Genomic DNA, 14337 nt, shown 5'->3' on the forward strand with positions numbered 1-14337 from the left:
GTATTTTTTAATGTGCCCGGACTATCAGTTAAGTCCGGGCTGTCAGCTATTATTTTTTGAAAGCCCGGATCAAGGTGATATATCCTTTAAAGACCTGCCATTCCGCATTTGCTCCTTTAGGTTTGACACGCAGCAGGTAGTAATAAGTACCTTCATTTAATCCTTCCCCAGTCCAGGTGTTCTGGTAGTTTTTCTGTCTGTATACTTCATTACCCCATCTGTTGACAATGCTTAGTTCATTATCTCCATACTGGTTGAGTCCTCTGATTTCAAAGACATCATTTGTACCATCTCCGTTTGGCGTGAACAGGTTAGGGATCTTGACTTCAAAGAAGTTCATGGTGATGGCTACCGAAGCAACATTGGTCAGATAGCCGTAGCTATCTTTCACCTGGTAGGTAAAATTATCATTTCCAGTATACCCGGGATCTGGTGTATAAGACACAGTACCATCACTGTTCACGGTGACTTTACCATGTAAAGGAGGCGTGATAATCACTACACTTCCTTTGTCAAAGCTTGAATTACCTGGATTATCATTGGCCAGGATGTCAATGACAATGGTGGTGTTGGCTTTGGCTTCTGCTTTGTCATCTACTGCCACCGGTGATTTAGGCACTACGATAACCGTAGGGTTATTGTTGGATTCATCAGTACCGGATGTTGCGGTGACCTCATTTCCAGCCGGTGCTTTTGCTTTGGCAATTGCTGTATTGGTTACCTGACCAGCATCTTTATCTGCCTGGGTTAAGGTATATACTTCAGTCGCTGTAGCTGTAGCTCCGGGTGCAAGACCTGTGCCCACGTTAATTGTTCTGTTACTGATACCGAGTTTCGCATCACTGAAAGTAACCGGGTTCAGGGTCACATTACCTGTGTTTTTCACGGTAAAGGTGTAGGTAATCTTATTATCCTTGAACACTGCTGTTTTCACTAATGTTAATCCGCCGGCAGGTGTAATAGGTGTTACTGTCGGTGTATCATTGTTGGCAGCAGTACCGGAAATATCTGTTGCAGTTGCTCCTCCGGTTGCTGTTGCTGTTACTGTAGCCGTATTGGTTACATTTCCTGCATTTTTATCTGCCTGTGTTAAGGTGTAAACCTGGGTTACTGTTACAGAAGCTCCCGGAGCCAGTCCTGTGCCTATTGATACTGCCAGGTTACTGATACCTAATTTGGCATCATTTAATAACACTTTGTTATAAGTCACGTTACCGGTATTCTGAATAACAAATGTGTAAGTGATACTATTGCCATTGGTACTGATAACTCCAGTTTTAACTAAAGTAACTGCAGGTTTTGCACCGATAACTACTACAGTAGGATCATCCACAGCCGGAGTATTCGGGTCATCAGATTTCGGTTTGGTAACCGGGTTGCCTGTTGGATCTGTACCTTTGGCACCTGCCTGATTGCTGAAGGTACCTGCATCCACATCTGTTTGTGTTAACGTATGTTTAGCCGTTACAGTTACATTAGCACCAGGAGCAATAGTTGGAATAGTTGCCGGAGTGATACTTCCTGCATCAGCTCCCGGATCACTTACAACCACGTTGCTTAAGGTTACATTACCTGTGTTGGTTACCACCAGAGTATAGTTGATCACATCACCAGTTTTAGCGCCAGTATTGTTGGCTACTTTAGTCAGGGTCATTGATGGAGCCGGAGTAATTTGAATTACCGTAGGATCATCTGTGGCCGGAGTATTCGGGTCATCAGATTTTGGTTTATCCACCGGATTACCTGAAGGATCCGCACCTTTGGCACCTGCCTGATTGCTGAAGGTACCTGCATCCACATCTTTTTGTACTAAAGTATGTTTAGCGGTTACTGTAGCACTTGCACCAGGGATTAAAGTGGTAATGTTAGCCGGGGTGATACTTCCAGGATCAGCACCCGGATCGGTCACCACAATATTGCTTAAGGTTACATCACCTGTGTTTTTCACGACCAGTGTATAGTTAATGACATCACCGGTTTTGGATCCTGTATTATTGGCCACTTTAGTCAGTGACATTGCAGGTTTTCCAGGGGTTAAGGTAATGGTGAAAGTTTGTGGTGCAGACTGGTCTATTCCTCCGTTAGCTGTTCCGCCATCATCTTTGAGAATGACCGTTACAATGACTGTACCTGTTGCTCCAAAAGCAGGCGTGAAGGTGAGTGTACCATCAGGTGCAATTGCGGGCTGGGTGGTGAACAGGGCGTTATTGGCATTGGTCACGATGAAGTTCAGCTTCTGAGCTGCTTCATCCGCAGGTCCTGCACTGATTGCAGTGGCCCATCCTGGAACCGTTTGTGCTCCAGTATATTGTAACAGCACCTGATCCGCACCTTTGACAAATGATGGTGCATCATTGACCGGAGTGATAGTGAGTGTTAAAGTACTTGTCGCTGAACCACCTTTTCCATCGATAGCAGTATAAGTAATTAGCGGAACAGTTCCGTTGTAATCTTTAGCAGGGACAAAAGTATATCCGCCATCAGCATTGATGGTGATAGTACCTTTACCAGGGATCAGTACCGGAGTGCCAGTTGATTGATCACCTGTGATTCCTGCGATGGTAAATTTGCTGACTTTTAATACATCATTATCTACATCTGTATCATTGGCGAGCAGCCCATTTGCCGCCGTTACCGTCAGGGTCTGATCTTCGAGCAGGGTCGCTGTATCAGGGTTGGCCACCGGATCACTATTAACTGCATTTACGCCAGCTGTAGCGGTATTATTGGTTAACAGGGGATCGGTTTCTGTACCAGAAACGACAGCTGTAGTCTGATAAGGACCACCTACCACCAGGTTCGCCTGTATGGTTAAGGTTGTAACTGCGCCATTGGCCAGGTTACCGATCGTCCATAATCCTGAAGCAGGATCATAGGTGCCAGAGGTTGCAGACTGGCTGGTGATGGTATAACCTGCCGGCAGCAGATCAGTGACTTTCACGCCCGATGCATTACTAGGCCCGTTGTTGGTTACCTGAACGGTAAAGGTTACCGGTTGTCCTACTTTTTGCAGTGTCTGGTTGACGGTATTGGTTACCGCCAGATCTGTCACTACATCGACTTTGGTATCTACCGGCGGAGTTGTCTGTGGGTTAGTCCCCGGTTCGATTGGTGTAGCGGTTGCGGTGTTCTGCAGATTCGCTGTAGCTCCTGCAGGGAGGAATCCTGTGACCCTGATGGTTACCGTGTTGGCGTTTCCAGCCGGCATGTTGACTGTAACGTTTACATTGTTGGTATTTCCTGTAGCTCCGCTGACAATGGTTGCAGTACCGGCAGGAGTTGCTGTCCAGGTAACCCCAGTCAGCGCTGCAGGGACATTATCAGTAATCAGGGTACCTACTGCATCACTGATGCTGGTATTGACCGCGGTAATTATATAGTCTACATTGGTACCAGCGGCAGCATTTGCAGGACCGGATTTGGTGATTTCAATAACCGGGATTCTGCTGACTGCTGTGCTTACCGTAGAGGTTACCGGTATTACTCCAGGTTCAGCAGGTGTTGCTGTTGCTGTGTTAACCAGTGGCGAGACATTATTGTTGGAAGGGACTTTACCCGTTACGCTGATGGTAATGGTATTTCCGTTTCCAGCGGGCAGGTTGGCTGTTAAACTGATATTGCCTGTTCCCGTTGCCGGAGTCGTCAGAGTCGCAGTACCAGTGGTGGTAGCCGTCCAGCTGACATTGGTAATGGCAGCAGGTACGACATCGGCAATAGCCAGATTCAGTGCATCACCTGTTCCCTGGTTATTGACCGTGATCAGGTAATTGATATCGGCGCCTGCGGTTAAGGTTGCAGGACCTGTTTTAACAATTTTGATGACCGGTTTTCTGCTGACAGTAGTGACTACCGGAGTAGAAGTTTTCGGGTTTGCCGGATCTTCAACGGCTGTAACTTTTGCTGTATTGGTAATGGTTCCGCTAAATGAAGGGGCAACAATTCCATTGACTGTAATGATGATGGCATCACCCGGGGCAGCAGTTAAGTTGGCCTTGGTGGCTATGGTATTTGAAGTGCCTGAACTGGCCCCTGTAATCCCAGCATTTCCGGTCTGAGTTACCGACCACTGCACATTAGTAATGTCAGCCTGAACGATGTCATCAATAGCCGCATTGAGTGCGGTACTTGGTCCGCTGTTGGTGACACGGATCTGGTAATTGATCTGTTCACCGGCAAGCAGGGTAGCCGGACCAGATTTGGTGATGTTCAGGTTGACTACAGGTTTAACCACGGTTGTGACTGTAGAGGTAACCGGTGGGATACCTGGTTCAGCAGGCGTAGCCGTTGCGGTGTTGGTTAAGCTGTTGTTATAGGTCGGTTCAATGTCACCTGTAATGGTCACATTCACTGTACCACCCACAGGGACATCAACATTTGCAGCGACCTGGTTACCAGTTCCTGTAGCACCAGAGTTGATGATGGCACCACCACTGCTTGTTGCTGTCCACTGCACATTTTGCAGCGCAGGGGAAACCACATCGGTAATAGCTGTACCTGCAGCATCAGATGGACCGGTGTTGGTCAGGCTCAGGGTATAAGTGATTTTCTCTCCGCTGGCTGCTGTGGCAGGACCGGATTTTACCAGTTTTAAACCTGGAGTTCTTGTTAAGGTAGTAGTCACTTCATTGGAAACTACTGCCGGGTTACCCGGTTCAGTAGCTGTTGCTGAATTCACCAGTGCAGCTGTTGCTGATGATGGAATATTACCTGTTATAGTAATCAATACCCTGGCATTAACTGATCCCGGGATTGCAGCAACAACGTTCAGCGCATTACCTGTTCCCGAAGCACCGGAAGTAACAGACGCCCCGTTTTGTGCGGTAGCAGTCCATTGAACATTTTGTAAAACAGCTGGGATAGCATCAGTAATTGCTGCTGCAGCTGCATTACTTGGTCCTGCATTGGTTACCTCAATCGTATAGGTGATCGGCAGACCAGGACTGGTAGATGCCGGGCCCGATTTACGAACATTCAGCGCAGTAACTTTGCTGACCACAGTACTTACTGTTGGTGAAACTACTGCCGGATTTGCACCTATTTGTGCCTGGGCAGTATTGGTAAATGTACCCGTAAAGGCAGGGTCTACCGTTCCGGTAACATTAATAGTAATGATATTGGCCGGGCCCTGCGGTATATTTGCAGTAACTGCAGGATTTGTAGTTCCTGTAGTAGGGCTAGAAGTAATAGTGGCAGCACCAGCACTTGTAGCTGTCCAGGTGTAATTGAGTAACTGGGCAGGTATGGCATCGGTAATATTAACAGCCAGTGCATCACTTGGTCCGTTATTGGCTACCTGGATCACATAATGTATCTGCTCACCGGCAACGGCTGTCTGAGGACCGCTTTTCGATACCAGCAGCGTAGGATTATTCGTAACGACAGTGGTAGCAGTTGAGGTATTATTAGCCAGATTATAGTCAATTAAACCAGCAGGTAGCGTAATACTTGCTACGTTGTTTATTGATGATGGAAGCGTATTTGAAGGTACTTTTCCATTAACAGTAATCAGGATATAATTGCTGTTGTCTCCGGCAGGTATAGTGCCTGTAGTCTGTATGGTATTTGTAGTACCCGATAAGCCTGTTTGTACTGTTGCAGTTCCGACAGCAGATGCAGTCCAGTTATTTACTGTTACACTTGCAGGAACGACATCATTTACAGTCAGTCCGGTAGCATCAACAGTACCATTATTGAATACTTTGATGTTATAAGTGATATTCTCACCTGCAGCTATAGTCTGCGGACCTTGTTTTTCGATACGCAGATCGGTAGATCTGTTTACCGCAGTAGTTACGGAACTTCCATGGGTAGCACCAGCAACAACCGTTACCGTATTGGTAAATACAGGAAGTGCGGTTGTTTCTACAAATCCGTTAACTATGATTTCAATTGAATTGGATGTACCTGCATCTATATCCGCTGATGGAATGCTGATCGAATTGGTATTTCCTGTTACAACTGCATTTGGTACACCGCCGATTTTTGCATTGTAAAGCGCTGTAGCTGTCCAGTCAGTAACACGTACGCTGGTCGGAACATTATCCGTAATCTGTGCGCCGGTAATATTACCTGAACCAGAGTTGGTCACAACTATTTTATAGCTGATCGGATCACCCACATTTGCAGTTGCTGGTCCTGATTTGGATACTCTGAAATCAGGATCATTAGTAATTGTTGTTGGTGAGGTTGCTGTATTATTTGTGCTTTCAGGATCAGGAATTGTGCTGTTCGCAGTAGCGGTATTCGGCATAGATGACCCATTCGTTAAAGCAGGATCTACTGTGCCTGATATCATGACGATTACTGTACCGGTTGAAGAAGGGATATCAGCGGTCAGACTCACATTACCAACACCACTGGCCGCGGATACTGTAGCGCCTCCGGATGCTGTTGCTGTCCATTGCGGACTTAAAACACCAGCTGGCAGATTATCAGTAATCACAGTTCCTATTGCAGTACTTGGGCCGGCATTGGTAATACGAAGTTCGTATTGTATCGGTTCACCAGCACCTACGTTGGCAGGACCTGATTTTACAATTCTGACATTTGCCGAAGCAGATGTGGTTGTGGTCGCTGTACTTGTACCAGGAGTAGGGTCTGTAACTCCGGCTGGTGGGGTAATGGTCGCTGTATTGGTAACTGAAGCATTTGAATTAAATAAAGGATCCAGCGTACCGTTAATGGTTATATCCAGTGCATCCAGACCATTGGCTTTTAAATCTGCCAGTAAATCTACATTTCCTGCACCATTCAATAAATTGGCTCCGGCAGTTCCCGAAGTGGTTACCGTCCATACCGGATTCAGAATACTTGCCGGGATAACATCCTGTACTCTTGCTCCTGTCACATCGCTTGGCCCGGTATTGCTGACTTTGATAGTATAGGTAACCGGCTGACCTGCAACTGCTGTTGCTGTACCTGATTTAAGGATACGTAAATCAGCAGTTTTGGTTACACTGGTAGTTACTGTGTTTGAAGTAGCCGGATTATTTCCAGGCTCTGAAGGTGTTACTGTAGCTGCATTAGCAATTGATGTACCCGTGAAAGCAGGATTAAGTTTACCTGAAATCATCACATTGATATGATTTGCTGCGCCTGCCGGTACATTTCCGGTTACACTTACCGCGTTTCCGGTACCTGATGGGGTGGTAACGGTTGCAGTTCCTGTTACCGTTGCTGTCCAGGTGACATTGGTTAGGTTTGCAGTTACCTGGTCGGTAATTACAGCAGCCAGTGCATCGCTTGGACCATTATTGGATATGGTTAAATTGTAAACTACATTTTCCCCGGCATTTACTGTTGAAGGACCGGTTTTACTAATGGTCAATGCATTTTTATTGGCAATTGTTGTATTGACGGTGTTCGACTGTACCGGTGGAATACCAGGTTCAGCAGGTGTAGCTGTAGCTGTATTGGCTAACACAGTATTGGCTTGTGCTGCACTTAGTTTACCAGAAACAGTGATCTGTATTTTATTGGCATTGCCGACATTCAGATTACCTGTTACACTTACATTATTACCGGTTCCTGTTGCTGTTACCACTGTCGATGTTCCCGAAGGAGCAGCTGTCCAGGTTACACCAGTCAGTTCTGCAGGCACCACATCGGTAATCACTAATGCTGTTGCATTTGAAGGACCGTTGTTGACTGCATTAATAATATAGGTTACTGTTTCTCCGGCATTTGCATTTGCAGGACCTGTTTTGGTAATTGCAACTGAAGGTGTTTTGGTAATGGTTGTAATGACCGGACCTGCAGTTTTAGGAGTAGTACCCGGTTCGGCAGGAGTAACGGTTGCGCTGTTACTGATATTTGCAGTCGCAGCCGGATCAACCGTTCCTGAAATCGTAATCAGAATTTCATCAGCAGGGTTTCCGCCAAGATTACCAGTTACACTTAAGGCTGATCCTGTTCCTGTAGCACCGGCAGTTACTGTAGCTGTTCCGGTGGTTGAGGTTACCCAGGTTGGATTCAGGATACTAGCCGGAATTGCATCCGTAATTACCGAAGCAATGGCATTGGCCTGGCTGATATTTTTAACAGAAATGGTATAGGTAATCGCCTGACCGGCACTCAGAGTGGCCGGGCCATTTTTCTGTATCGTTAATACCGGTATACGGGTTACGTTAGTAGTGGCAGTGGCCGATACCGGTGAAGTTCCTGCTTCAGCAGGAGTAGCCGTTGCGGTATTGGTCAGCGTACCGCTGAACCCGGCTGCTACTTTACCAGTGATGACAATGGTAATATGATTTGCACTACCTGCGGCTACGTTACCGTTCAGACTGATGGTATTGCCTGTTCCGGTCAGAGGACCGGTAATCTGAGCATTACCAGTAGTGGTAGCTGTCCAGCTGACACCGGTTAAGGTTGCCGGTACAACATCGCTGATTGCAAGATTCTGTGCATCAGACGGGCTGTTATTGGTAACATCGATGGTATAAGTAATAGTTTCTCCTGCATTGATAGATGAAGGGCCGTTTTTGGTAATTGTCAGCACTGGTGTTCTGCTGGCTATCGTGTTTACTGTAGAAGTAGGGGACGGACTGCCTGGTTCAGTTGCTGTAACTGAAGCCGTATTTGAAATAGACCCGTTGAATGCAGGGTCAGATTTTCCTGTGATCGTGAAAATAACTTTATTGGCCGCACCAGCTGGTACATTGATAATCGCATCCAGTGTGTTTCCTGTTCCGGTAGCACCAGAGTTGAAAGTTGCTGTACCCTGAACAACTGAAGTCCATGCTGTATTTAAAATACTGGCTGGAATGGCATCCTGTACATGTGCTGCCACTGCATCACTCGGGCCATTATTTCCAACGGTTACTGTATAGGTAATGCTGCTTCCTGAGTTAACTGAAGGCGTAACACTTTTAACAATAGTTAGCCCTGATTTTGAACTCAAAGCTGTGTTTACCGCTGTAGAAGTAACAGGAGTTGTTCCTGATTCTGCTGGTGTAGCGGTTGCTGTATTGGTGATTGTACCAGATGCATTTGAGGCGATAGTCCCTGAAACTACAATCTGTACAGTACCGTTTGCACTGAAATCACCTGCTACCGCGATAGCATTTCCTGTTCCTGTCGCTCCGGAATTGATGGTCGCAGTACCACCAGTTACTGTCGCTGTCCAGCTTACGCCAGTTACGGCAGCAGGAACCGCATCTGTGATTTGTGTATTTAAACTATTTGAAGGACCTGTGTTTTTAACATTGATGGTGTAAACTATGGCATTACCGGCGGTTGCTGTAGCAGGACCGCTTTTGGTGATGGTAAATACAGGTATTTTTTTAACTGTAGTAACCGCCTGTGCATTGACAGGTGTACTGCCCGGTTCATGAGGAGTGGCAGTAGCGGTATTGGTAATTGTTCCGGCAAAGGCAGGGTTTATAGTGCCTTTTATAACCACAACAGCTTTGTTGGAAGTTCCGGCAGGTACATTTGCAGTAACATTGACATTGTTTCCTGAACCTGTAGCGCCTGTAGTGATGGCAGCAGTACCTACTAACTGGGTTGTCCAGGTTACACCGGTAAGGGAGGCAGGTACAATATCAGCGATCTGTACACCTGTTGCATTACTTGGACCATTGTTGGAGATTTCCAGCTGGTAAGTAACCTGATTTCCTGCTGTTGCAGTAGAAGGACCGGTTTTAGTAATGACTACTCCCGAAGTACTGGTGACATTGGCATTCACTGTTGAGTTGCTTCCTGTTCCGGTCGGTTCTGCAGGAGTAACGGTGGCTGTATTGCTGATTGTTCCTGTTGCTCCCGGATCGACTGTGCCGGTTATCGTTATGGATATAGTATTAGCAGCACCCGCAGGGATATTTGCAGTCAGGCTAACGTTATTTCCGGTACCAGTTCCACCTGTCGTGATTGTTGCAGCACCCGCTACAGTACTTGTCCAGCTCACATTACTTAGGGTTGCTGGTATAATATCTGAGATGGTGGCACCAACAGCATTACTGCTTCCGGTATTGGAAATATTTAAAGTATAGGTTGCTGTATTACCAGCAGTTAAACCTGCGGCACCCAGTTTGGTAATACTTAATACTGGTTTAGGTGTCAGATTTGTTGTAATGGTTGAAGTATTGTTACCTGGTGTCGGATCAGTTACGCCTGTTGGTGGTGTAACAGTTGCCGTGTTACTCAATGAACCAGTTGCTGTAGTTGCAATCTTGCCGGTAATGGTCAGGGTTGCAGATTGACCGCTGGCTAAAGTTAAGCCTGTCCAGTTGCCATTGTTGCTGGTATAGGTTCCGGCCGAAGCGGCATAGGTAGTAGCTGTAAATCCGGCAGGCAGATTATCTGTTACCTGCAGGATATCGGCAGCTGCCAGTGTACTTGGACCATTATTGGTTAAAGTAATGGTATAGGTTAAAGTTTCGCCTGGAATACCGGTAGCAGGGCTTGCAGTTTTGTTAACTCCAAAATCTATAACACGATTAATTGGGGTAACATCTGTTGCTGTAGTCGGTGTAGGGTCTGTCACTCCTGTTGGTGGAGTAACAGTAACGGTATTGGTTAGTGAACCGCTTGCAGTAGCAGCTACAGTTCCGGTAATTGTTAAGGTTGTACTTTGACCATTGGTTAAAGTTAATCCTGTCCAGTTCCCGTTACTGCTGTTATAGCTACCTGCAGCTGGTGTAAAGGTATTTGCAGTAAATCCTGCAGGCAGATTATCTGTAATTGTAACAATGTCCGAAGCCAGTAAAGTACCCGGGCCGGTATTGCTTAAAGTAATCGTATAGGTTAATGGTTGTCCGGCTATTGCAGGTTTTGGTGCTGCGGTTTTAGCTACAGTCAGATCAATGACACGACTGATTGGAGTGGTTATCGTCGCTGTATTGTTTCCTGGTGTTGGATCAGTAATGCCCGCTGGTACGGTGACGGTAACTGTATTGCTCAGTGAACCGGTTGCATTTGCAGCTACAGTACCGGTAATGGCCAGTGTGGTAGTTTGTCCGCTGGCTAGTGTCAGTCCTGTCCAGTTACCATTGCTGCTGGTATAAGTTCCTGAAGCAGGTGTATAACTGGTTGCTGTAAATCCGGCAGGTAAGTTATCAATTACCTGAATAACATCGGCCGCTGCAAGCGTACTTGGACCGTTGTTGGTTAAGGTAATTGTATAAGTTAATGTATTGCCTGTAACTGCAGGATTTGGGGTTGCAGATTTTGCAATACCCAGATCAATAACTCTGGTTACGGCTGTCACATCTGTTCCTGTATTGTTACCCGGCGTTGGGTCAGTTACACCTGTCGGAGGATTAACCGTTGCTGTATTGGTTAAGTTTCCTGCCGGAGTATTAGCGCTAACAGTTCCTGCAATGACTAAGGTTGTAGTTTGCCCGTTGGCTAAAGTCAGACCTGTCCAGTTCCCGTTACTGCTGGTATAAGTTCCTGCTGCAGGCGTATAGCTGGTGGCTGTAAATCCGGCTGGTAAGTTGTCGGTCACATTGACAATGTCACTGGCCAGCAAGCTGCTTACCCCATTATTTTTCAGGGTTAAGGTATAGGTTAAAGCTTGTCCGGCTACAGCTGGTTTAGGGCTGGCTGTTTTGGTGATGCTAAAGTCTATCTGTCTGGCTACACCAGTTAGTGTGGTTGCGGTATTGTTGACAGGTGTAGGATCTGTGGTGCCGGTTGGCGTGGTTACCGTTACTGAATTACTTAAGGTACCCGAAGCTGATGGTGAAGTGGTACCGGCTATAGTTAAAGTAGTAGACTGACCACTGGCTAAGGTTAAACCGGTCCAGTTTCCATTATTACTGGTATAGGTTCCATTGGCAGGGGTATAAGTTGTAGCTGTAAATCCTGCAGGTAGATTCTCTGCGACATTAGTGATATCAGCAGCGACTAAACTGGACGGGCCGTTATTAGTCAGTGTGATTGTATAAGTCAATGGCTGGCCGGCAACTACTGTCGTTGGATTGGAAAATTTAGTAACGCCCAGATCTAACACACGGCTCATAGGCGTCGTGATAGTTGAGGTATTGTTACCCGGCACCGGATCGGTAATACCGGCAGGGGTAGTAACCGTAGCTGTATTGCTTAAGGCTGTTGTTGCTGTCGGGCTGACCGTACCGGAGATCGCTATAGTACTGCTGGCTCCGTTGGCCAGTGTTAATCCTGTCCAGTTCCCGTTACTGCTGTTGTAAGTCCCGTTTTGGGCAGTATAGCTACTGGCTGTAAACCCGGCTGGCAGATTATCTGTGACATTGATAATATCTGTAGCGAGTATCGGACTTGGGCCGTTATTGGTTAATTTAAGTATATAAACTAATGTTTGTCCGGCAACGGCTGTTGTCGGTGAGGCCGTTTTGACCATCGCAAGATCGTAAGGGGCGATGGGGACGGGGGTATTGGTTGCTGTGTTGTTAGCTGGGGTCGGATCATATTCTGTTGCCGTTACTGTTGCTGTATTGGCGTAGCTGCCGGTTCCGAGTACTTTTGCATTAATAGTGAGAGTAGTTGTCGCTCCTGCTGCAAGATTACCAATAGTCCAGACTCCTGTGGTAGAATTATAGGTTCCATTGCTGGAGATAAAACTATATCCGCTGGGTAGCTGATCGGTAACGCTGACACCAGTTGCCGGAATAGTTCCGTTATTTTTTACGCTCAGTGTAAAGGCAACATTGGTATTTACTCTTGGGGTTGCATTATCAACTGCTTTAGTGATCGAAAGATCATTTTGCAGTACAGTTGTAGTGACTGTAGAAGTATTGTTGGTTAAATCGGGATCGGTAATACCGGAGGTTCCGACATTGAAATTTGCCGTATTGGTAATGGTTCCGCCGGTAGGGTAGGAGTTTATTTTACCCACAATTGTAAAAGTTCCGGTGGCATTTGGCCCCAGAGAAACCGGAATATTAGATAGATTGGTAGTCGAATATCCGGTAGCTGTATTTAAAACGTTACCATTATTATTAAAAGTTACGCTTGTAATCTGGAATCCCGGAGGAAACTGAGACAGCGCATCTGTGAAATTCAAACCTGTTAAAGTAGCGGGGGTCTGGTTGACTGCATCTATAGTATAGGTCAGTACATCTCCGACATTTGCAGTGGTTTTATCCACAGATTTCATCACGCGTACCCCGCCCGGAGTGGTCACAATTAAATTTCGGATTTCATGGTTGTTATATCCACCGCCTGTTGAGGAGGCAAAACCTATTTTAAGATTTGCCGGAACTGCTACTGCTGTGGTTAATGTATATTGAAAGAGCTGGGTAAACGTACCATTTGGTGTTGTAGTCCATCTTACAATAACTGAATAAGTGTTAAGAACACCTGTTGGGGTAATTTCTACCTGAACCCTTCTGTAAAACTGTGCATCGGTAGGTCTGGTTGACGTAAGTGTACCATATCCGATTGCACCTACGTTCGCCCCGTCACGGTAAGTATTTGACGTAGCTAATAAGGCTGTTGTCGGTCCCCGTAAAACCACTGCATTTGGTCGCTGCCCCGGGCCACCCTGGCCTGAGGAGAAGTTACCAAACTCATCCAGACCCACACCAATATAACCACCACTTAAACCATTGCCGGCTGCGTTTGCAGTATAACCCAGAGATCCTCCGTTCGGACCTAATTTAAAAGGTGAAACTGAAGCGTCAAACAGGAATACACCAATTCCATCTGCTCCTCCGAATGTTGGGTTATCAGCACGCCAGGTTTTGTACTCGAAATCTGCCAGTACCCCCAATGTTGAAGGGAATGACTGATTGATATAGGCAAAACCAGCTTTGGTTAAAGCAGCAGGAGTTAACCTGAGCCATCCCTGACCTGCTGGGTCTGTACCTCCTGAAGTTAATACCGCATCCCCGCCAATGGTTATACCGGCGGCTGAACTTCCTTTAAAGTTTTCTGTAATGGTAAACTGGGCATTCGCCTGAATACCTGTAAACAGAAATAATAGAAGAAACCCAATTGTATACAATTGAGTATGAAAACTAATTTTTCGTTTAGTATATTTTTGTCCTTCTTCAAAAGAATCTTTGCAATCTGAGTCATCAGGTGACATGAATTGTTTGATGCACGTAGTTATATTACGGACTTTAAGAAAAGGGAAGGAGAGCATTCGAGTGTAGATTAGTTTCATATTTAAAACTTTTGACGTGTATTATATTTGGTTAACCAATATGAAACTGATGGCTCAGTTATATTGGCATAGGGCTTCGGGTAAATGATAGCAAGCTTCAGTACCTGATTTAAAAATCAGGCGATAGTAATTTCACAGGAAGACCTGGATTAAATCTTTATGTAAAGAATTATCCCCAGGATCGTGTCAGATTGTAATATTTATCCTTAAGACAAACCTGCTGAAAAGAGAAGATGAGTGGAGTGTAGATT

At 46.0% G+C, this 14337-nt stretch carries 1 protein-coding gene; it reads right to left on the reverse strand.

Annotated elements, in window-relative coordinates:
• Window positions 1-49 precede the first annotated feature (49 nt).
• Entirely contained in the window at window positions 50-14086 is a 14037-nt protein-coding gene (locus PL_RS19055) for a DUF7507 domain-containing protein (protein ID WP_348620113.1), read from the reverse strand.
• Window positions 14087-14337: the final 251 nt, after the last annotated feature.

The organism is Pedobacter lusitanus (assembly GCF_040026395.1).
Classification (GTDB): Bacteria; Bacteroidota; Bacteroidia; order Sphingobacteriales; family Sphingobacteriaceae; genus Pedobacter; species Pedobacter lusitanus.